This window comes from Pseudomonas sp. KH_046_2 (genome assembly GCF_057838985.1).
The window spans coordinates 2960291-2983339 of record NZ_CM174480.1 but is presented as its reverse complement, the minus strand read 5'-3'; the positions used below and the strand labels follow the sequence as shown (position 1 = coordinate 2983339).

General features: G+C 60.6%; 11 protein-coding genes. All 11 read left to right on the top strand.

What is annotated here, in order from left to right:
* Positions 1–161: 161 nt before the first annotated feature.
* The 11 genes from AC3IX1_RS13385 (at position 162) to AC3IX1_RS13335 (ending at position 23048) form a co-directional block, all read left to right on the top strand.
* A complete protein-coding gene (locus AC3IX1_RS13385) occupies positions 162–983 on the top strand; it encodes a winged helix-turn-helix domain-containing protein (protein ID WP_489388567.1) in 822 nt (273 codons plus the stop codon).
* Positions 980–1462 (top strand): hypothetical protein, encoded by a 483-nt coding sequence (locus tag AC3IX1_RS13380; RefSeq protein WP_489388566.1) that lies wholly within the window; start codon positions 980–982, stop codon positions 1460–1462. Before AC3IX1_RS13385 ends, AC3IX1_RS13380 begins: the two co-directional genes overlap by 4 nt.
* Positions 1463–1843: 381 nt before the next feature.
* Positions 1844–2176, top strand: coding sequence for a hypothetical protein (locus AC3IX1_RS13375; protein ID WP_489388565.1), 333 nt, complete (start codon positions 1844–1846; stop codon positions 2174–2176).
* Positions 2177–2228: 52 nt separating this feature from the next.
* Positions 2229–3242 (top strand): helix-turn-helix domain-containing protein, encoded by a 1014-nt coding sequence (locus AC3IX1_RS13370; protein ID WP_489388564.1) that lies wholly within the window; start codon positions 2229–2231, stop codon positions 3240–3242.
* Positions 3243–3452: 210 nt separating this feature from the next.
* A complete protein-coding gene (locus AC3IX1_RS13365) occupies positions 3453–5102 on the top strand; it encodes an EAL domain-containing protein (protein ID WP_489388563.1) in 1650 nt (549 codons plus the stop codon).
* A gap of 70 nt (positions 5103–5172) precedes the next feature.
* Positions 5173–5673, top strand: a complete 501-nt coding sequence (locus AC3IX1_RS13360) for an outer membrane beta-barrel protein (protein ID WP_057714909.1) — start codon at positions 5173–5175, stop codon at positions 5671–5673.
* 257 nt (positions 5674–5930) lie between these two features.
* Positions 5931–17246, top strand: coding sequence for a cadherin-like domain-containing protein (locus AC3IX1_RS13355; protein WP_489388562.1), 11316 nt, complete (start codon positions 5931–5933; stop codon positions 17244–17246).
* A 43-nt stretch (positions 17247–17289) separates the two neighbouring features.
* A complete protein-coding gene (locus AC3IX1_RS13350; protein ID WP_489388561.1) occupies positions 17290–18825 on the top strand; it encodes a TolC family protein in 1536 nt (511 codons plus the stop codon).
* Positions 18806–19609, top strand: coding sequence for an efflux RND transporter periplasmic adaptor subunit (locus AC3IX1_RS13345; RefSeq protein WP_489388560.1), 804 nt, complete (start codon positions 18806–18808; stop codon positions 19607–19609). Before AC3IX1_RS13350 ends, AC3IX1_RS13345 begins: the two co-directional genes overlap by 20 nt.
* Positions 19606–20952: an efflux RND transporter periplasmic adaptor subunit gene (locus AC3IX1_RS13340; protein WP_489388559.1), complete on the top strand. Its 1347-nt coding sequence runs from the start codon at positions 19606–19608 to the stop codon at positions 20950–20952. Before AC3IX1_RS13345 ends, AC3IX1_RS13340 begins: the two co-directional genes overlap by 4 nt.
* Positions 20952–23048 (top strand): site-2 protease family protein, encoded by a 2097-nt coding sequence (locus AC3IX1_RS13335; protein WP_489388558.1) that lies wholly within the window; start codon positions 20952–20954, stop codon positions 23046–23048. Before AC3IX1_RS13340 ends, AC3IX1_RS13335 begins: the two co-directional genes overlap by 1 nt.
* Position 23049: the final 1 nt, after the last annotated feature.

Sequence of the window (23049 nt, the reverse complement as noted above, 5' to 3'; positions counted from 1 at the left end):
CGCACTGCACGCCTCTGAAACGAGCCAGTCCGGCCTTGTAAATGCGACACACAGTGCACCTTCCGCCTGGCCCTCATCTTCGTTCACTTCCCGGACCAGAATGTACCGAGCCAAATCCGGCCCCTATACTCAGGCCAGCACCGCCTGAACGGAAGATTTCTATGAGCTACACCTTCAAGTTGAAAAATGGCGCCGTGGCGGTATTCGATCCGGACAGCGCCATGCTTTCCATTACAACCCCCCATGGAGATGTACAAAATTCCACTCTAGGCAGAGCTGAGTCGCGTCTGTTGGACCTGCTGCTCATGGAGCCAGGTGTCACCAAAAGCCGCGATGAAATCATCGACTACACCTGGAATGACCGTGTGGTTGCCTCCGGCAGTTTGAACCAGACGGTTTTCTCGCTACGCAATATCCTCAATGACAGTCGGGATCACGAGATCTTGATGACTGTTCCTCGACGAGGGTATTGCTTCAACCGGCAATGTGTCGTCGATGCACAAGCTGATGTGCCATCACCCCTAGAGGAAACAGCGCAGCCACCCGCGCCCATCACTGAGCAACTACCGCCAACGGGTGGTGATGAACGACTGGCAGCGTCAGGTAAAACCCGTAAACCCACCCGCATTACACAGGCCCAGCTGATCGCTTATGTCGTTACGCTGGCAGTCGTTGCCTTTACTATTTTTCAATTCGACTTCGACGCGCCAAAAATTGAAATTTCCAGTATCGACAAGAATGGACTGGTCATACACGCCGTGGGCGGTGATCTTGCCGAGGCTCAAGCGCTGATGGAACTGTCGGTCAAACAAACTGAACAGCTAGCACCAAACCTGAAGGGCCAGGTCTGGGTCAACCTGTATAAAGCCAATTATTCCGTTTCGTGCATTCGCCAGGATCAAAGCACTGCAAATCTGCAATTGAACAGCAGCGAAAGAGACCTCGCCTTGATGATTCGTCAATGTCTGGAAGTCGCCTTATGAAGTTTGAAGTCCCGCAAGCCGTTCACTGGCCTCTTATAGTCTTGATCAATGCACTGTGCATTTTATCTTTTGTCTATTCACCCTCGCACTACATGGAAAATACCAGTTACCAGACAAAATCCCGACAATGGCTGGAGGATCTCAACCAACTCAACACCGAAGAGTACCTCACTATCGGGCATGGTCGACTCACGGGGACCACGCTGGAAAGCCTGAATGGGAAAATCCGCAACGCGACCATCTCGGCGAATATAATCGGAGAAAACAATACACACGTCGAGATCAAGGTCAGCAATATCAAACTCAGCCAGGACAATGAACTTTTTGCCATTGAAAAGACCCCTGACCTGTTCTTCAGGCGTCAATATGTCTTGCAAGAAGGCGCCATTCTAAACTACGAGTTGATCCCGACCCAGGATAAAAACGCCGTGTGTTTTTACATCCATGAGCTTGGCCGCTTGCGCTGCATGAACCATTAATCGGCCTCTCGTAGCGACTCGACACCCGCCTGGCACAGGTTCACATCAAAGATGTTTTCAAACAAAAATAACACTTATTGATTTGAATCAAACGTCTCTCCTGCCAAAAATCCCCCGCCGATAATCCTTGGAATCGAGCCTGCTTGATTCTCGCCCGGGACAGTGATACCGGCATGAGCTACGCCAACTCACTCATACTGCTTTGAGGCGCGTGGTATTCGCAGGGGCAAGCGGTGACTGTCCTCCTCCGGCGACCTGGAAAATATGAGTTATTGACTTTGGCCGGCACCATCGAAGTGAGATTATTTGCAGCCCAAGTCGTGGCAGATGCAGCTGACATTCTGTTCTGCCTGAATAAACTGTTAATAAGGAATCGCCTCGATGCTACTGAAAAACTTCGTCACCGTGTCGTTTGGTTTATTGCTTTCCCTCAAGGCCATGGCCGACGACAAGGGCGTCTATAGTGCAAAGTTGACGAGTGTCGAAACCAACAAGAAGGCCCCAAGTACTGTGAAAACTGGCTACCAGGTAAAAACCGGTTATCGTATTGACGACTTTTGCTCCTTTACAGCCGCAGCCATTGACCCGATGAAACCCCAATCGCAGATTTTCAGTTCGAGAATTGATCCGCGCAACGTTCAGCACATGGACGACTCACCGCTGGACAGCAAGTACGCGTTTTCGGCGGAACTGGAACTGATCCGGGGACTCTGACAGTCCGTTCAATGCTTGACCCTAATCATTTAACAGATGAGCCTTCAATTTCATGAGTATCGCACCGCCCGACGAGATCTTTCATTTGTCTTCTGCCTTGCCGAGCCAACTGAATAGAACAATAGGCAAATGGGAAATGAGCCTTATTCCGACCGAGCATGAGGCGCGCATTCGGCAATACAAACTCTTTCACAGTCCGCGACTGCAGTGCAGTCGCCTTGAGTTCGACTCATCCGTGACGCTGGTCAGTTCTGTCCCTGCCGGATTCGTGACATTCGCCATCTCCCAGGCCCCGATTGGTCGCCCCGTTGTAAACAATCACAAACTACGGCCTGACGAAGTCATCGTACTGCACAGCGATGAATCGGTGCATTACACTTGCGAACCGAATGAAACACTTTTCAGCATCACCACGACACTGGAAAACTATAACCGGTGCCGCCAACATCACTCTGTCATAGATATCCTTGCAAACCGGACACAACACAGCTTCCAGGCGGAAAACTTTCAACTCATACAATCGGCCATTCAAGCCATCAGCGCTTGCTGCGTCGACATCTACGATGCTGCTTCAGCACAACTGCGCGAAGCAGAAGGTCCGGCGATTGAAAGTGCGGTACTCGCTTCTCTGTTGAAATCGTTGACACCCGATGGCGGTTTCAGCCGCAAAGTCCCGACAAGAAGAAAGGTGGCGATAGAAGCCATACAGTACATCCATGAAAACACAAAAAAAACGCTCACTATAAAGTCGCTCGTAAGGCAACTTGAAACCACCACTCGCACCCTGCATTTTGGCTTTATTGAAACGTTCGGGATGTCGCCCATCGCTTATATCAGGAACTTGAGACTCGCAAGTGCCCGTCGCGACCTGATCAATAAAACGTGGCCCACCGTTACAGAAACCGCGATGTTCTGGAATTTTCACCATCTGGGCCGGTTTTCCAAGGCGTATCAGCTGGCTTACGGAGAGACACCGTCGGCAACGGCCAAACGCAACTCAGCCAGGCCCAGGAACACAACCTCACCTGTTTACAATCAGGTCGCTGGGGTTAGACATTATCGTTAACAGGCATTTATCAATGCCCCAGTAAATGATGATTAATGATTTTCCTTGATTAACCACAGACGCCCACAATTGCTTATTTGCCTACTCAAGGAGATAAGCATGCATCATCGTATAAACACACTGCCACTCAAGCAGAAAATCGCACTGTGCATTGCCGTTTATGCAAGCGGCATCTTATTGGCTTGGGTAATTGACTGGAACTGAGGACGCTTGATCCGTAACTACAGAATGCACAGTGAAATAATGATACCTCGGGGTTTTTCGATGGTTGCCGCATATAAAGCGTTACTTGGAAGGCACGCAGTCACTGTCTGTCTGATTGCTGCGGCGGGTTGGGCCGCATGGCTCTGTGCTGGAGCACTGGCGGAGCCATTCATTGCACGGAAGTTGAATAACGTTTATGCCGAACTGCGTGCTGCTCAAGTGGAGCCCAATGCGCAGATCGACAAAGTACTGGAAACCCTCGGCGATCTTGATCGTTCGGGCCAGGAATGCTCCGTCGAGCAATATTCACAACTGGCTGATGTGGTCAAGAACCTGCGTTTTGTTGATCAAGCGGCAATCCAGCTGCCCAATGGCAAGATCTGTTCCTCCTACGGACAAGAACTCCAGTCGATACTGAGCGGTAGCGAGAAACGCAAGTTCTCCGTTGGGAAGCGAACCTACTGGGTGGATGCTGGCCACACGGTTTCTGCGGACACCGACTTTATCATTGTGTCGGAACAGTCAACCTACGTCTGGGCTAACAAGAAGATCCTGCTCGACAATCTGAAGTTTCCCGAGGACCTGCAACTGGACCTCATCGGCCCCGGCGGCGCATTGCCCATTGCCTCCACGGGCCACAAACCGCTGACGATGCGCAAGCCGTTCCACCTGGAAGAACTGGTTACCTCGGCAGACAAGGTCCTGATCGCCTTTGCGGGCAACCGAAATGAACTGATCGCTGTCATTTCTCTTCCGTTGAGCTACCTGACAAGTCTCAAATTCAAATTATTCATTGGCCTTGCATGCGTGTTCGCAGCGCTGCTCTTGCTCGCAATGTGTATTCAACGACATTACGCCTCTACCGCCGCACGGCTTCGCAAAGCCCTGAAAGCCAACACGCTGGGCGTTCACTACCAGCCCATCGTCAATTTGACGACGGGCTATCTGGTGGGCGCCGAATCACTTTCTCTCTGGAACGACAACGGCACCCAAGTACCTGCGGATGTTTTCATTCCGGTAGCGGAGAAGTCCGACTTGATCCGCCAACTTACACGTTCGGTGGTTCGACAAGTCGCGGAGGACTACAGCACCTACCTTTGGGCCTGCAAGGACTTCTACATTACGGTCAATCTTGCCGCCCAGGATATTCAGGACCCGAGTTTCCCTGACTATGTGGCCGACGTGCTGGCCACCTACAACATGCCTGTGTCCGCCATGGCCTTTGAAATTACCGAAAGGACCATGCTCGACCAGAAGCCTGCCGCCCTGCAATTGCGACGGCTTCGTGCGTGCGGACACCGCATTGCCGTGGACGACTTCGGCACCGGCTATTCCAACCTCTCGCTCCTCGATTCAGTGCCTTTCGACATTCTGAAAATAGATCGCTCATTCATCGCAGACGACAAGATCGCGGCCAAGGACGCCTTGTGGCGCCACATTGCCCAGTTGGCCAAGTCGCTAAGACTCAAGGTCGTGGCCGAAGGCGTCGAGACTCAGGAGCAACTGCCGCATCTGGTTTCGGAAGGGGTTTTATTGGCGCAAGGCTGGTTGTTCTCCAAAGCACTGCCGATTCAAGCGTTGGCAAGACGCTACTTTCAATGCCCGGCAAACATCCCGCCCTACGACTCAAAAATATCAATCAATGACTTCTATTAACCCCTCATGGCCACTCAAATGCTCGCCGAACCCTAACACCAGACAACCCTGTACAAGGACTCCACTCAACATGCTACTTCGAAACCTTGGCTTCGCTTCACTGCTATCGCTGCTGTCTTTTCAGGCGCTCGCTGATGACAAAGGTTTGTATCTTGGAGCTGGCGTAAGCAGCATTCAGACCGACGAATCCAGACTGGACGACGACGACACCAGCTACAAGGTTTATGCCGGGTATCGCGTCAATAGTTACCTGGCCTTCGAGGGTGCCTATGTCGATCTCGGTCAATTCAAGGACAAGAATGTCGATTTCGACGGCAAGTCGGCCCAGGCTGCCGCCCATGTCGGCTTTCCGCTGGGCGATCGGTTGCGGGTGTTCGGCAGTGTCGGTGCTCACGCCTGGGACGCCGACGGCAATGCCACCGACGACGATACCGGGGTTGACCTGACCTACGGTGTCGGCGTCGAGTTCGATGTCTTTCGCAACATCGGCCTGCGCGCCGAATACGAAGTGCTGGAGGTCGGCGAGATCGACCTGAATCAGACGACTGCATCCGCCTATATGCTTTTCTGACACCGCTACAACTGAGCGGCCTTGCCGGTCGCTCAACGCCCCTTGGGCAACATCCCACGCCTCTCCTCCCGCAATACACCCTCCCTCCCCGCATAGTGCCAAAAAGCCACTTACCCCAAATTCCCGGAGTCCTTCCCGGGACTTTAGAAAAATCCGCTAACACACTGGAAAAGCTACAGAAACGTCCTACGCTCCATGAGTCCAGTAGTGGGCTTGGTATCAATGGAATGTTAACCGCGTAGGCAGAGGGCCTCACTATGCAAGGGTCAGGGCATCCACGTTTCGGCTCCCATTTGCGTCCGCAACGCCAGGCGCTTGCGCTGGAACCAAGGATTCTTTTCGACGGTGCGGCCGCTTCGGCGGCAGCCGATCAGCCGCATACGGACCCGACCGCCACGCATGCGGCGGTTGACGCCCCCGTCCCTCATGCGACCCCGACCGAAGGCCGTGCCGCCACCGAGCAGGCGCCATCGGCGGCGCGTAGCCTGCTGGTGCTCGACAGCCGTATCGAAAACCGCGATCAACTGCTGGCCCAATTGCCGGGCAACGTCACCGCCATAGTGGTCAACGCCGGTGAGGATGGCCTGGCGGCGATCTCCGCGGCGCTGGCGCAACTGGGCAAAGTCGATTCGATCCAGGTCATGTCCCACGGCGCCGCCGGGCAATTTACCCTGGGCAATCGCACCATCACCTCGGACAACGTCGACCAACTCAGCCAGACCCTCGGACAATGGCGCAACAACCTGATCCAGGGCGCGGATATCCAGCTCTATGGTTGCGACATCGGCGCGGGCATGGCCGGCAAAACCCTGGTCACCGAGCTGGCCCGCTGGACCGGCGCCGATGTGGCCGCCTCCAGCAATGACACCGGGAGCACCCGGGCCGGTGGTGACTGGACGCTGGAAACCAGAGTCGGCGATATCGACAAGAGCATTGCGATCAGCAGCGCCGCCATGGCCAGTTTCGACGGCTTGCTGGCCGATGCAGCACCGACCGCGAGCCTGCCCGTCGCCGGCAGCAATGTTTTGCTGGGTGACACGTTCTCGTTCACCGTGAACTTCAGCAACACCTCCACCCAGACCGGTTTTGCCCCCTTCATCAACCTGGCGCTACCGACCACCGGCCGGGACGGTAATGACGGCGTTAATTTCATCTCCGCCAGTTACCTGGGGCAAAACCTGGTCAGCCACCTGGTGACGTTCGATGCGTCGGGCAACGCCACCCACCCATTGGCCAAAGACGCCAACGGCAACTTCCTTGTCATCAACGCGTCGACCTACGGCATGCGCGCGGGCGACACCCTGGTGGTCATTGAGCTGCCCTTTGCCAGCGTCACCAATGGGCAACCCGTCATCCCGGTACAGATCAACGCCAGCCTCAGCAACCTGGCCGACACCAGTTTTTCCAATGGCACCCCGGACCTGACCATCCGCACCAGCGGCGGCTTTGAGTTCGGTAACGACGCCCTGGACAACCCGACCAACGATCCCAGCCTGATTCAGGCCGGTACCGCCGCGTTTGTGGTGCATCCGACGGTCATCACCTTCGATGAAATCCTGAGCACCCCGGAGGGTGAAACCGCGACCGGCCCCAACTATGGTCGTACATTGACCCTATCCGTGACCCCGGCCCCAGGCCAGACGCTGTCCAACGTCGTGGTGACCCAGCCGTTGCCGGACAATGTGCAAGTCACCGCCATTACCTCCGGCCCCGGTGGCCGAGTGACCTCCATCACCCTGCACGATGGCACGGTGGTCACCAACGCGGCGCAAATCGCCGTGCTGATCGCCGCCGACGACGTGTACCTCAGCTCGTTTTCCGTGACCTATGCCAGCCTTGCGGGCAAGACCGATACCGTGGTCGCATTCTACGTGCCGGAAGTCGATGCCAACGGCCTGCCGATCATCAACCCGGTAACCGGCGACGACGTGACCATCACCCTTGACGCGCCCAGTGCTTCCGGCCAATGGGTACCGCTTGACCCACGGGACCTCACCGCGCCGAACACCACCATCGATTTCAGCGGCACCGGCGTCACCACGCAGTTCATCGCCAAATCGATCACGCTGCTCAAGACCGTCACCGTGCAGACGGATATCGGCCACACCGGCATCACCCCCGGCGACACCTTGCAGTACAACCTGAACCTGGCCGTCTCCGACTACTTCGCCTTCGGCAAAGACGCCTTCAACGCAGGTCAGCTGATCATTCGCGATCAGCTCAGTGACGGCCAGACACTGACCGGCACCCCGGCCATGACCGTCACCATCAACGGCGTCACGCAGACCATTACCCTGGTCACCACCGTCGTCAACAATACCGACGGCAGCACATCGATGGTGTTCGACATTGCCCAGTCGTTGCGTAATTCGTTTGCCCAGCGGGGCTGGCTCAATGGCGACCTGGCCTTCGACCAGCAGCTTCAGGGCGCCATGCTGGCGGTGCTCAGCTATTCGGCGATCGTCGGCCAGACCTACAAACCGCCTTCCGGCAACCCGCAGCCGGAAATCAACGAAGGCGACGAACTGGGTAACAGTGCGGTGGTCGATGGCACCCTGTTGCAAGACCCTCTCAACCTCACCGGCCAGGGCGAAACCGATGGTTCGGCGACCACCAGCGTGATCCCTACCAGCGTCGTCGATATCAGCCTGGTCGAGGTCAATAACGGCACCCCGCCGGCCAGCGGTGAACTGCGCCCTGGCGATGAAGTGACGTTCCAGCTCAGCTACGACCTGGTCACCGGTGATTACGAACAATTCAAGCTCACGGCCTATCTGCCATTGCCATTGTTCAACGTGGGTGGCGTGACCTGGGCCACGGGCAGCGATGTTGGCCAATGGCAAATCGGTCCCGGCAACACCAATGCCGGCGGCGTGGTCAGCGTCACCAGTGCCAACGGCAACTCGGTGGTCTTCGATTTCGGCAGCTTCACCACGGCCGACACCACCGGCAGCCGCATCGTCATCCGCTTTACCGTGCGCGTGGGCGACCAGCCCTTTGCCGACCAGCGCTCGCTGGACGTACTGGCGCAATCGAGCCAGCAAACCACCCTCACCGACCGTACGCTGATTTCCTCCAACGTCGCGGTGATCGTGTCCGTCGCCGAGCCGGTGCTGAATATCAAACACGGCGTGGTATCCGGCACCAACGGCACCGTCAGCAACACCACCGGCAGCTGGAACCCGCCGGGCAGCACCGGAGTGCCCTTCAATGGCAGCGTCACCAGCCTGGCAGCCGTAGACGGCAATATCGTCAACATCGACGGCGGCGATCGGCTGCGCCTGGTCACCGCCATTGAAAACAGCGGCGGTGGCGGCGCTTTCGATGTCAGCACCAGCATCACCCTGCCGACCGGATTGAGCTTCGTCGGCGGCAGCCTGGCGGCAGCGAACCTGCAGATTTATCGAGGCGACGGCACGCTGCTGGTGCTGGGCACCGACTACAGCGTGAGCGGCAACCAGATCACCTTCCTTGACGCTGGCGGCCAGGCCACACTCCTCGCCGGACGCAGCGGCACCGCCGCCGACACCAGCGGCGCCAATCTGGTGGTGATCAGCTACGACGTGGCGGTCAGCAACACCATCGAGGCCAGTCGTACCCTGCAATCCACCGCCACCTTGAGCAACTATGCCAGCGTCAACGGCGGCACCGATTTCACGCCGGCCGACCTGACCGACCTCGCCAACCAGCAAGTCGCCGCGCCGGTCATTCGCAAAGTGTATGCCGATGGCACGCTGGACAATGGCGACTCCAGCGCCAGCCACACCACCGGCAGCGACCTGGTGATCGGCGAAAGCATGCGCTACGACATCGTGATCACCCTGCCCGAAGGCAGCACGCAAAACCTGCGCATCGACGACCTGATCCCGCCGGGCATGCGCCTGGACACCTCGTTCAACGGCGGCCTGGGTTACCAGATCATCACCACCCGCGCCGGCAGTGGCGCCCTGGGAGCGGACTTCGCCGGCAGCGTGCTGGTCAGTGGTTTTGGTGGACAGGGCGGCACAGTGGGTAACGATGGTGTGGATGCGCGCTGGACCTTCAGCGTGTCCAGCGTGTCGGCCGACAACCAGACCGGCAACAACACCTTCGTGATACGTCTGCAACTGGTGGCCAACAACGTCATCGGCAACCAGGCCAACGTGTCCCGGCAAAACAACGCGCAATTGATCTACAGCGACCCGGACAGCAACACCGCCAACGGCAATGTCGCGGTGGATCGCACAGTCGCAGTCACCGGCGGCCGACCTACGGTGATCGTGCGTGAACCCACCCTGCAGATAAGCCAGGCACTGACGACAACCACCGGCAACGGCGGCTATGACCAGGGCGACACCGTCAGCTTCACGATCACCATCAGCAACGGTAACGCTGCCAGCGACTTCACTGCCTTCGACATCAGCTTCCTCGATAACCTGCCGACCCAGCTCAGCAACATCACGCTGGTTGGCGTGCTGTACCAGAACGGCGCCACCAACAACGGCGGCGTGGGTTTCGAGATCGTTGGCGGCCAGTTGCGCACCGCCAACGGCGCCAACATCGACATTGCCAAGGGTGGCAGCATCGTCTTGCAGGTGACCGGCGTGGTCAATGCCACGGCGGCGGCCACGTCCAACTTCGCCAACGTGGCAACGGTGCAATGGACCAGCCTGGATGGCACCCAGGGTGACGAGCGCACAGGGGTCAATGGCCTGATCAACGGCGGCACGCTCAACGACTACCGCAATGCTTCGACCTTGCTGGTGCCCGTGGCACAGTCCATTGAAATCTCCCGGGTCGGCGGTTTGCCCGACACTGCGGCACCGAGCCCGACCACTACCGCTGTGGAACAGGTGACCATCGGCGAAGTGATTCGCTACCGGGTAGTGGTACTGGTACCCGAGGGCAACAACCCCAATTATCAGATCCAGATCACCCTGGCCAACGGCTTGCAGTTCATTTCACCGGACGCCCTGGTGAATGCGTTGCGCATTGCCTTCATCTCCAACGGCGGGCTGACCAGCGATGCCAACCTGATCGTCGGCGGCACACTCAACGTCAACGGTAACGAGAACAGTCCCCAAGCCTTGCCGATCACTCCCGACCTGTCAGGGCTGGCGCCCAACGGCGTGTTCGACCCAAGCCGGCTGACCGTCGTGACCAATCCCGACGGCAGCCAGGTCGTGACCTTCAACCTTGGCAACGTGGTCAACAGCGCCGACGACGACGATCTGGAAGGCATCGCCATCGAGTTCAACGTGCGGGTCAGCAACACCGCCAGTAACATCAGCGGCGCTCAACTGGCGGTCTCGGCCCACGAAATCGTCAACGGCGCGGGCCGTGCCAACAGCGACACGGTTTTCGAACGCATCGTCGAGCCGAGCTTCAGCGGCCTGGACAAACAGATCGTCGCGTTCGACCCCAACCCGAGCGGCACCACCGGCAGCGCCACGGTGCAGCTGAGTTTCACTCAGAACGGCGGCCTGCCGGCATTCGATACGCAAGTCAGCGACAGCTTTGCCGGTGGCAGCAACTACACCTTGCTCAGCGTCACCCTCAACGGCACCACTTTCGGCCCCGGCCCCGGCAACCTGCCTGCCGGCGTGAGCTTCAGCACCACCGGCGGTTTGAGTGTCAACTTCGATCAACTGGACGTGGGCGCACAGATTCAGGTGCGCTATCAGGTCACCCTGCCCAATGCCTCGATTGTCGCCAGCAGCAACGCCACCCTGACCTGGAGCAGCCTGCCGGAAGACTTCACCAGTTGGGGCGGCAACTTTGTCGGCATCGACGGCACGGCGAACGGTGAACGCACCGGCAGCACCGTCGGCCCGAACCAGTACATCCTGCGCGACAATGCCGGGCTCGGCGTCATCACCGGCACCCTGTGGAACGACACTGCCTCGCCGACCGCCAGCGCCACGCCCGACGGCGCCGGTCTGGCCGGGCAGACCGTCACCCTGACCTGGGCCGGCGCCGACGGTCAGCTCGGTACTACGGCCGACAACCTGACTTTCACCACGGTCACCGACGCCAACGGCCAGTACCACTTTGGCGTGCTGCCCCTGGGCGTTTTCCGCATTGACGTTCCGGCCGGACTGGTCAGCTATCCGCAGCCGCTGGGGGATTTGCGCGTGCGGGTCGACACCGATGCTGGCACGCTCGGGCAGGTCACCATCACCCTGGGCGATGCCGCGACACAGGCGGCCAACGCCGGTTACGTCGAACAGAACGATGCACCGGTCAACACCCTGCCCGGCACCCAGAACGGCCAGGAGGATGTGCTGCTGAGCATCGGCGGCATCAGCGTCGCCGACGTCGACGCCAACCGCGACCCGAATGTCGCCAGCCGCAACCTGATCGTGACCTTGAGTGTGCTCAACGGCACCTTGTCCCTCGGTGCAACCGTTCCTGGCGTGACGGTCACCGGGGCCAATACCGCCACCCTGTCCCTGACCGGTACCCTCGCCGACCTCAACACGGCACTGGCCAGCCTGCGCTATCTGGGTAACCTGAACTTCAACGGCACCGACACCCTGACCGTGGTCAGTAACGACCAGGGCAATTATGGCGATGCCAATGGCTCTGGCCTGCCCGGCACATCTGCCGATGCCCTGAGCGACACCGACACCCTGCAAATCATCCTCGCCCCGGTCAACGACCCACCGATTGCGGTCGATGACAGCGCCACCGCCATTGAAGCGGGCGGCACCAACAACACGGCTATTGGGGTCGACCCGCGGGGCAATCTGCTGGTCAACGATACCGATGTCGATATCCCCACCAATGCCGACCGGTTGCACGTGCTGTCGGTCGGCCCGGGCGCCGGCATTCAGACGCCGGTCGTCGGTGTGGTGGTGATCAACGGCCAGTTCGGACAGTTGCTGGTCGGCAGCAATGGCTCCTACGAATACATCGTCGATAACAACAATGCCGCCGTACAGGCCCTGCGCCTGTCGGGCCAGACCCTGACCGATCGTTTCGATTACGTTGCCAGTGACCTGGCCGGTGCCACCGCTACTGCCACCCTGACCGTGACCATCGAGGGGGCCAACGACACGCCTGTGGGCGTCAATGACAATAGCGTTGCCGTCGAAGCCGGAGGCGTGTTCAACACCACCCCGGGCAGCGACGCGGTCGGCAATGTGTTGACCAATGACACCGATGTGGACAGCACCGCCAATGGCGAAACCAGGACCGTGACCGGCATCCGTCCGGTCCCGGAGATCATTGCAGCCAATTTCACGCCTGTTACCGCCGCCACCAGCGTCGTCGGCCTGTACGGCACCCTGACCATCAACCCCGATGGCACTTATCGCTACGTGGTCGATAACAACAACACCAGGGTTCAGCGCCTGAGCGCCGGTGAGCAACTGGTTGATTTCTTCAGCTACCGGGTCACCGATACCGGCGGGCTCGACGACGTGGCGCAGTTGCGCATCGTGGTGCAAGGGGCCAATGACAACCCGGTGGCCAGTGATGACCAGGCAGAGGCGCAAGCGGCTTCCACCAACAACAATGCCAGCGAAAGCAACCCGAGTGGCAACGTCGTCCAGTTCCCGAGCCGCCCCGGACTTGTCGATAACGGTATCGATCGTGACGTCGACGCGGTGGACCAACCCAACAGCCAGTTGCTGGTCAATGGGGTGATCAATAAAAGCGAAGCGACTTACAACCCGGCCACCGATGTCCTGAGTGGCGTCGCCACGGGCACTACCTCAGCCGACGGCACGGTGGTGACCGGCCTGTTCGGCACCTTGCGCATCGGCGCCGATGGCTCGTACTTCTACGATGTCGACAGTACCAATGCCGCTGTGCAGGCGCTCGCCGCGGGACAGACCCTGACCGAGTTCTTCACCTACCGGATCACCGATACCAATGGGCTGACCGACACTGCGCAACTGGTCATCACCGTGCACGGAGTCAACGATCCACCCGTATCGCAAAACGTGATTGCCATTGCCACTGAAAAAGGCGGCATTGCCAACGGCACCGCCGGCCGAGATCCGTCCGGCGACGCCACGGCCAATGACTTCGACCCCGATGGCGACCCGTTGACAGTGATCTTGATCAAGCCCGGTGAAGAGGCTGGTACCGGCACGCCAATCGCCGTCAATGCCGGCGGCACGGTGATTGTTGGCCTGTACGGAACGCTGACGATTTTTCCAAACGGCAGCTACAGCTACGCGCTCGACAATGCCAATGCGGATGTCCAGGCGTTGCGCCGTGGCAGCGATCTGCTGCTGGAGCGCTTCACCTACACCGTCAGCGACAACGTCGCCCCCACGCCGGAAACCGACTCGGCGGAAATCATCGTGCTGATCCGTGGCCAGAACGACGACCCCGTCGCCACCGATGACACCTCCATCGCCATTGAATCCGGTGGCACCAATAACAATCAGCCCGGCCAGGACCCGATCGGCAATGTGCTGGACAACGACACCGACGTCGACGGTGGCGAGGTGCCCGCCGACCTGCCCGCCCACGACTATGGCGAGACCCGCGCCGTGTCCTCGGTGCGCACCGGCAACGAAGCCGCCACCGGCACAGCCGGCGCCCTGGGCAGCGAACTGCGCGGCACTTATGGCTGGCTGACCCTCAATGCCGACGGCAGTTATAGCTATCGGCTCGACAACAACATGGCCGAGGTCCAGGCATTGCGGTTCGGCGAAAGGCTGGTGGATGCCTTCAGCTACACCGTGATCGATGCCAGTGGCGCCGAAGATCGCGCGACCTTGAACATCGACATTCGCGGTCGCGACGACACGCCGCTTCCGCGCAACGACATCAGCATCGCCTTCGAAGCGGGCGGGCTGAACAACGGCACCCAGGGAACCAACCCTTCCGGTAACGTGCTGCTCAATGACACCGACGTCGACGGCAATACCGAAAGGCTCAGCGTGACCGGATTCAACGAGGGGACTTCCATCGGCGTGCTCGGCAGCGGGCTGGTCGGCAAGTTCGGCACCCTGACATTGAACGGCGACGGGACCTTCAGTTACCTGGTCGACAACAACAACCTGCGGGTCCAGGCCCTGCGCACGCCGCTTGATGTGCTGACAGAAACCTTCACCTATCAGGTCCGCGATCTCTTCGGTGCCAGCAATACGGCCACGCTGACCATCATCATCCGTGGCGCCAACGACAACCCGCGGGCGGCGGACGACAGCACGGTGGCCGTCGAGGCTGGCGGCACCGCCAACGCCACTCCTGGGCTGAACCCTGCCGGTAACGTGCTGGCCAATGACCGCGACGTCGACGCCAACGACAGCAAGACCGTCACGGATGTCCGGGGTGGCGAAAAAACCGCCGCTGGAACCTTCACCACGGTCGGCACCACACAAACCCTCAATGGTCTGTATGGCACCCTGACCATCAACGCCGATGGTACCTACAGTTATGTGATCAACAACAACCTGGCCGCAGTCCAGGCACTGAAGGTCGGCGATTCGCTGGTGGAAACCTTCACCTACCGGATGCGCGACACTGCCGGCGCCACCGATGTCGCCCAACTCAACATCCGCATCGACGGCGCCTGGGATGCCCCGGTGGCGAGCAACGACGTGGCACTCGCCGTCGCCGATGACGGCAATGGCAACAGCATCAACCCGACCCGCAACGTGTTGCCCAACGACACCGATATCGATCAGGGCGACAGCCTGCAAATCACCGGCATCCGCTTCGGCACTGAAGCGGCGGGCGGCACCCTGGACGCCGTCGATCCAGGCACCGACAACACCAACGGCACCTTGATCAACGGACTCTACGGACAACTGATCATCGGTGCCGACGGCAATTACACCTATGTCGTCGACTCCAGCAACCCCACGGTACTGGCGCTGGGACCGCTGCAATTTCTCAATGAACGCTTCACCTATCAGGTCACCGACCTTGGCGGGCAAAGCGATCTGGCGGAAATTCACATCATCATCCGCGGGCGCAACTCGGCACCGGTGGCCGGCGGTGATGCATCGACGGCTGTCGAAGCCGGTGGCCTCAACAACAGCCAGAGCGGCATCGACCCCACGGGCAATGTGCTCGGCAATGACACCGATGCCGAAAGCGATGCCCTCAACGTATCGGCGATCCGCACCGGCGGGCTTGCCGACACCGGCACCGGCGGCACCCTGGGTACTGTGCTGCGCGGGCTTTATGGTGACCTGGTGATCAATGCCGACGGCAGCTACACCTACACCGTCGACAACAGCCTCGCGGTGGTCCAGGCCCTGCGTCAAAGCGGCCAGACCCTGACAGACGTCTTCAGCTACACCCTGTCCGACGTCTTCGGTGCCAGCAGCCAGGCCGAATTGCGCATCACCGTCGATGGCCGCAACGACAACCCGATTGCCCGGGACGACAACTCTGTCGCCGTCGAAGCGGGCGGCGTGGCCAATGGCACGCCAGGCAGCAACGCCACGGGCAACGTGCTGGCCAACGACAGCGATGTCGATGGCGTGGCCAATGGCGAAAGCAGACAGGTGCTGAGTGTTACCGGCGAAAACGGCCAGTCCGCCAGCGCAGGGCAAGTGCTGGCCGGACGCTACGGGCAAATGATCATCAACGCCAACGGCAGCTACACCTACCTGATCGACAACAGCAATCCGCTGGTGCAGGCCTTGCGCACGGCGGGCGAAACCCTCAGCGAAACTTTCACCTACCGCATGACCGACACCGCCGGGGTCACTTCGGATGCGCGCCTGACCGTGGTCATACAGGGGGCCGACGACAACCCGGTGGCGCAAAACGACAGCGCGGTTGCCAGCGACGAAACCCCGGCACCGCAAGCGACTGGCAATGTTTTGCCCAACGACAGCGACGTCGATGGCAACGATCACCTGCAAGTGGTGGCGATACGCACCGGTGCCGAGAACGGCACAGGCACGGCGGGCGTGATCGGCCAGCCGATCCTCGGTCTGTACGGCACCCTCGTGCTCAACGCCGATGGCAGTTACACCTACACCATCGACCAGAGCAATCCACAAGTGTTGGCAGCCGCTGGTCTTGGGCAAGTGCTTCGTGATGTCTTTACCTACACCATCAATGATCTGAGCGGAGCCAGCGATCAGGCGGAACTGGTGATCATTCTGGACATAGCCACACCCTTCATCCCGGCACCGGAAGGCAATCATTTCGATCGAGACCCCGACCGACAGAGCAGCAGCCTGCTGATCCCCGATCCGGTGCCTGCGATCTTCGTGACACCGGTAGTCGAGCGTAACGCCCGGTTGAATGAACTCTCCAGCTGGAACGCCGATGGCAGCAACTTGCGCATCAGCTCCAGCGGCGAGTTCACCAGCGATTCGCTGGGCAATGGCCTGGGGTTGGTCCCCGGCCAATTCGTCGCCGAAGCCGTGCGCGACAGCCGGCTCGACAGTGAGCTGGAAATGGCCTGGATTCTCGGACGACATGGCCGCGTCGGCCTGAGTGCCGATGGCCTGCTGCCTGATCCATCGTTGTTTGTCGTCGATCCTGCGGGCATGACCCACGGTCCGGCCCAGGGCGAAAAAGCCCAGGAGCCGCGCCCGGCCCGGGGGTTCAGCGCGCAGGTGCGCAATGCCGCCCTGCGTCTGCACCCGACCAAACGGGGCAATTGAAGTGACCGAACAAAATAAATTCAAAGAGCACAAAGGATTGAACATGCCGAAACATGCGACGAGGTTCATCAGTTCCGCCCTCGCTTCTGCACTACTGCTCAGTGCCTGTTCGTCACTGGAGCCCAAGCCCGCCACCGACGATGAGAACCGGCAACGCATCCTCGCCGATCAGGCGCGCATGTATTCCGGCCAGGAACAGGTGACCGCGCCCATCACCTTTTATGAAGCGGCCGCCCGGGCGTTGAAATACAACCTCGACTACCGTCTCAAGCTCATGGAAAGCGCCCTGGCGTCGGACCTGCGCGATGTTTCCAGCCACGAGATGCTGCCCAGGCTGGTGGCCTCGGCCGGTTATGCCGGGCGAAACAATGATTCCGGAGGTACCTCCATCGGTATCGAAGACCGCCAGGTCAGCTTGCGCGCGTCGACCTCCGAAGAGCGCTATCGCGAGCTGTATGGCCTGGGCCTGAGCTGGAGCCTGCTGGATTTCGGCGTGGCCTATTACCGCACCCAGCAAAAGTCCGATCAGATCCTCATGGCCGAGGAGCGTCGGCGCAAGGTCGCGCAAAACGTCCTGCAGGATGTGCGCAATGCCTACTGGCGTGCCCTCGGCGCGCAACGGCTGATGCCCGAAGTGGACAAGCTGCTGATGCGCACCCACACCGCGCTGACCTCCGCCCGGGAAGCCGAATCACGTGGCTTGTTGCCACGCCAGGAAATCCTCGCCTACCAGCGCGCCCTGCTCGACTCCATCTACCTGCTGACCGTACGCCGCCAGGACCTGGAATTCGCCCAGGCCGAACTCGCCGCGCTGATGTCGTTGCCGCCGGGCTCGAAAATGATCCTGGCCGACATGCAGGACCCACCGTTGCCGCAAGTGCATCAAAGCATGGCGCAGCTGGAGCAACTGTCCCTGGAACACCGCCCGGAAATCATGGAAGAGTGGTATCGCAAGCGGGTCAACCAGAAGGACCTGGACATTGCCAAGGCCCAGTTGTGGCCGAACGTCACCGCGGATTTCGGCTACCGGTACGACACCAACAAGTTCCTCTACAACAACGACTGGAACGCCACCGGGCTGCAAGTCTCGATGAACCTCATACGCCTGCTGCAATTGCCGTCGCTCAATGCCGCGCAAAAATCCCAGAGCGAAACCGACGACGCTCGCCGGGTGGCCCTGTCCATGGCGATCCTGACCCAGGTGCGGGTCGGCACCTTGCGCTATCAACTGGCGCGTCAGGAAGTGGAATTCACAGAAGACAGCCTGCGGGTCGATCGCAGCCTGCTCGACTACGCCCAGGCGGCGAAAACCGGCGCGCTGGGGTCCGAGCTTGAAGTGATCCGCTCCGAAGGTCGCTACCTGCTCTCGCGCTACCAGCGTGAAGCGGCGTTCTCCAGTGCCCAGGCAGCGTGGGGGCGTTTGTACAACTCCGTGGGGCTGGACGTCCTGCCAGATGAAATCTCCAAGCACGACGTCAAGACCCTGGCCCGGGAAATCCAGCGCAAATTGAACGAACAAGAGCAGCAACGCCTGCTCATCACCCAGCAAGGAATGCCGAATGCGCAAAACCGCCCTTGAGTCCCGTATAGGGGCCCTGCTGTTGGCCTGTCTGATCCTGCCCGTCAACGCCGATGACACACCGTCGGCCCCCACCCTCGATAGCGCCAGTGCCATTCGCGTGTTGCTGGCCGCTGAACTGGAAACCACCCTGTCGAGCCAGATGAGCGGCACCCTGGGCGAAATGAAAACCGGTTTCGGCGAGCATGTCGCCAAAGCCGAAGTGCTCGCCCGCTTCAACTGCAACGAAGCCGAGGCCCGCAGTAAAGTGGCGGCCGCCGAACTGGCCATGGCCAAACAGAACCTGGAGGCGAAAAAACAGCTGCGCCAACTCAACGCGGTGGGCGACATCGAAGTCTCCATGGCCAACACCGAAGTGCAGAAAGCCGACGGCGCGCGTGCCATGGGCGTGGCCCAGAGCGGCTACTGCCAGGTGCTGGCGCCGTTTTCCGGGCGTATCGCCAAGGTCTACGTCAAGCCGTTCCAGACCGTCACCGCCGGTACACCGCTGTTCGATCTGGTCAGCGACGGCACCTTGAAAGTCCGGCTCAACGTACCTTCCAACCTGCTCAAGACCCTCAAGCCCGGTTTGCCGCTACAAGTGAGCATTCATGAAACCGGCAAGACCTACCCAGCCCACGTCAGCGCCATCAACTCGCGGGTCGATGCGGTGGCCCAGACGGTCGAGCTCGAAGCCCGGCTCGACCAGAAATACCCCGACCTGATGGCCGGCATGAGCGGCACGGCGCGGTTCAACCAGGACACTGCGCTGCAAAACGACGCACAAAACAGTGCCCAACCATGACCATGAACGAGCCGCTGCCTCACCCTCACCTGCTGCTCGAACTCGACGCCCTGCGGGACAAGGCAATGGCCGCCGACTCGCTGAACGCCCTGGCGTTCAGCATGGCCAACGACCTGTATCCGCTGCTGCCGTTTCATCAGGCGCTGGTCTTTGCCCAACGGGAATCGTCGCTGGAACTGCTGAACGTTTCCGGGCTGTCACGTCCCAGTGAAGATTCGCCGTACCTGGTCTGGCTGCGCCGGGCCAGTCGCTGGATCGCCACTCAGGTGACCGATGGCGAACCGGTGTGGCTGACACCGGACACCACCTCCCCGCCGCCGGACGTCGTCGAAGGCTGGAGCGAATGGTGGCCGTCGGGCCTCTGGTGCATTCCGGTCCAGGACCGTGAAGGGCAACGCCTGGGCCTGTTGGTGTTGCTGCTGGAGCAGGAGCCGCCGGCCGTGTTGTGGCAGCACCTCAAAGGCCTGGCCAACACCTGGGGCTACTGCTGGGCCGCACTGACCCGGCATCGGCGCCTCGGCCGCTGGCACCCCAACCGCAAGCAACTGCTATTGGGCCTGATCGTGCTCGGCGCCTTGTTGTTGCTGCCGGTAAGGCAAACCGCACTGGCCCCGACGGAGATCGTGTCGCGCCAGGCGCAAATCATCAGTTCACCCATCGACGGCGTGATCGAGCAGATCCAGGTGCGCCCCAACCAACCGGTGGAAACCGGGGCGCCGTTGTTCTCCCTGGACGAAACCACCTTGCGCAGCCGCGCCGAAGTGTTGGGCAAGGAAGTGGCGGTGGCCGATGCCGAGTTGCAGGCAGCCAGCCAGCGGGCGTTCGATAATCCACAAAGCAAAAGCGAGCTGACCCTGCTCCAGGGCCGAGCCCAGCAACGCCGGGCCGAACTGGCGGCGGTGCAAGCCCAACTCAAGCGCACCAAAGTCCTTTCACCCCGCGGCGGCGTGGCAGTGTTCAGCGACCCCAACGACTGGCTGGGCAAACCAGTGGTCACCGGCGAACGGATCATGCAAGTGGCCGACCCGAGTCAACCGGCCATGCTGATCCAGTTGGCGGTGGCCGATGCCATTGCCCTGGAGCCCGGGGCGCAAGTCACGCTGTTTCTCACGGCGTACCCGCTGACCCCGCTCAAGGGCCAGATCCTCGAAACCAGCTACCAGGCGCGCCCCAGCGATGAAGGCGTGGTCGCCTACCGTCTGCTGGCAAGCATCGAAGGTGCGCCGGAGCATGCGCGCCTGGGCCTGCACGGCACCGCCAAACTCTACGGCGGCCGGGTGATGCTCGGTTACTACTTGCTGCGCCGGCCCCTGGCGACGCTGCGGGCGTGGAGTGGCTGGTAATGCTCGATCCCGCTGACTTGCCCCTGCCGCCCTTGCGCGAAGACCTGCGCCTGAGCGAAGCCGCCAACGGCAGCAACGGCGAACCGGCCTGGGTAATCCAGGACACGGTAATCAACCGTTTTTACCGCATCGGCTGGCTGGAGTTCGAATGCCTGCTGCGCTGGGGTCAGTCGCCCCGGCAGATCAGCGCACAAATTGCTGAAGGCACCGCGCTCAAACCGGATGTCGAACAGGTCCTCGACTTCCGTCAGTTCCTTGAACAGCACCAACTGCTGCGCGCCGCCCCCGCCGCGCTTGAACGGCTCAAGGCCAAGGATGAGGCAGGCAGCTGGCTGAGCTGGCGCTGGTGGTTGCACCATTACCTGTTCTTCCGCATTCCGTTGCTGCGTCCGCAACAGCCGTTGCAACACCTGGCCCGTGCGCTGGGCTGGCTGTTTCACCCGCTCACTGGCCTGCTGGTCTTCGCCCTGAGCCTGTGGGGGGTGATTCTGGTCCTGCAGCAATGGGATGTCTTTACCCACGCCGTGGTCGAGTCGTTTTCCACCGAAGGCCTGTTCAGCTTCGCCCTGGCGCTGATCGTCGCCAAGACCCTGCATGAGCTGGGGCACGCACTGGTGGCGACACGCCTGGGTTTGCGGGTCGGCCACATGGGCATCGCCTTCGTGGTGTTGTGGCCGATGCTCTACACCGACACGGGCGAGAGCTGGAAGCTCAGTCGCTCGCGCCAGCGCCTGGCGATTGCCTCGGCGGGTATCGTCACCGAGTTGTCCCTGGCCGGATTGTCGACCCTGGGCTGGGCGTTGTGTGATCCAGGCGCGCTGCGCAATGCCCTGCTGTACCTGGCGACCACCAGTTGGCTGCTGTCACTGGCGCTCAATGCCAGCCCGTTCATGCGTTTCGATGGCTACTTCATCCTCTCTGACCTGCTGGACTTTCCCAACCTGCACGAGCGCGCATCGGCCCTGGCACGGGTCACCCTGCGGCGTAATCTGCTGGGCCTGCAGGAAGACTGGCCGGAAGCCTTCCCGACCGGGCAACGCCGGCTGCTGGTGACGTTCGCGATCTTCACCTGGCTGTATCGGCTGGTACTGTTCCTGGGGATTGCCCTGGCGGTCTACCTGTTCTTCTTCAAACTGCTGGGGATCATCCTGTTCATGGTCGAATTGTCCTGGTTCATCGCCATGCCGGTGGTGCGCGAATTGAATCATTGGTGGCAACAGCGCGCCGGCATCCCAAGCCGGCGCAAACTTGTGTTCTACGGCGTGCTGGCGCTGATGGTCGCCGGGCTGGCGATCCCCTGGCACAGCCAGATCGACGCGGTCGGCGTAGCCCGTGCCGAACACCAGTTGCGCGTCTATGCGCCCTACCCGGCGCGCCTGCAATCCATTCATGCCGAAGGCCCCGTCAAAGCCGGCGAAACCCTGATCGTGCTCGACGAGCCGGACATTGCCTCGCGCCTGCAAAGCAGCGAAGCCAATGCCCGCAGTTATGAAGCGCGCCTTTCAGGCCTGTTGGCCGACCCCGGTGGCTTGCAGGAAGACGCCGTCACCCGCCAACGCCTGAACGTGCAATTCGAAGAAGCCCGGGCCGCTCGCTCGGAGATCGCCCGGCTCAACCTGCAAACACCCTTTGCCGGGCTCTGGCTGGACGTCAATCCGGACTGGAAACCCGGTCAGTGGGTGGGTCGCCAGGAATCCCTGGGCATGTTGATCGACCCGCGCAGCTGGCAGGTGGACGCCTATGTCGCCCAGGATCAGGTGCACCGCATGGCCATCGGTGACCCCGTGCGCTTTTACCCGGACGGCCAGACCACCCCGCTCAATGGCCGCGTCCTGGTGATCGGCAGCACCCGCGCCAGCCAACTGTCGCACCGCATGCTTTCCTCACGCTTCGGCGGCCCGGTGCCGACCACCTCGGCGGAACACGCGCTGATCCCCAGCGCGGCATTGTTCCAGGTGCTGATTCAACTCGACGAACCCTTGCCGAGCCTGCGGGAAACCCGGGGTCATCTGAAAATCGAAGGGGAACGACGCAGCTTGCTGGCTGATGGTGCGACGCATTTGATGGCGGTGTTGATGAGGGAAAGCGGTTTTTGAG

Bases quoted from the DNA above. Each gene is read 5' to 3' on its own strand.
- AC3IX1_RS13340 (WP_489388559.1), top strand. From the start codon at position 19,606: ATGACCATGAACGAGCCGCTGCCTCACCCTCACCTGCTGCTCGAACTC.
- AC3IX1_RS13375 (WP_489388565.1), top strand. From the start codon at position 1,844: ATGCTACTGAAAAACTTCGTCACCGTGTCGTTTGGTTTATTGCTTTCC.
- AC3IX1_RS13335 (WP_489388558.1), top strand. From the start codon at position 20,952: ATGCTCGATCCCGCTGACTTGCCCCTGCCGCCCTTGCGCGAAGACCTG.
- AC3IX1_RS13385 (WP_489388567.1), top strand. From the start codon at position 162: ATGAGCTACACCTTCAAGTTGAAAAATGGCGCCGTGGCGGTATTCGAT.
- AC3IX1_RS13355 (WP_489388562.1), top strand. From the start codon at position 5,931: ATGCAAGGGTCAGGGCATCCACGTTTCGGCTCCCATTTGCGTCCGCAA.
- AC3IX1_RS13370 (WP_489388564.1), top strand. From the start codon at position 2,229: ATGAGTATCGCACCGCCCGACGAGATCTTTCATTTGTCTTCTGCCTTG.
- AC3IX1_RS13360 (WP_057714909.1), top strand. From the start codon at position 5,173: ATGCTACTTCGAAACCTTGGCTTCGCTTCACTGCTATCGCTGCTGTCT.
- AC3IX1_RS13350 (WP_489388561.1), top strand. From the start codon at position 17,290: ATGCCGAAACATGCGACGAGGTTCATCAGTTCCGCCCTCGCTTCTGCA.
- AC3IX1_RS13380 (WP_489388566.1), top strand. From the start codon at position 980: ATGAAGTTTGAAGTCCCGCAAGCCGTTCACTGGCCTCTTATAGTCTTG.
- AC3IX1_RS13345 (WP_489388560.1), top strand. From the start codon at position 18,806: ATGCGCAAAACCGCCCTTGAGTCCCGTATAGGGGCCCTGCTGTTGGCC.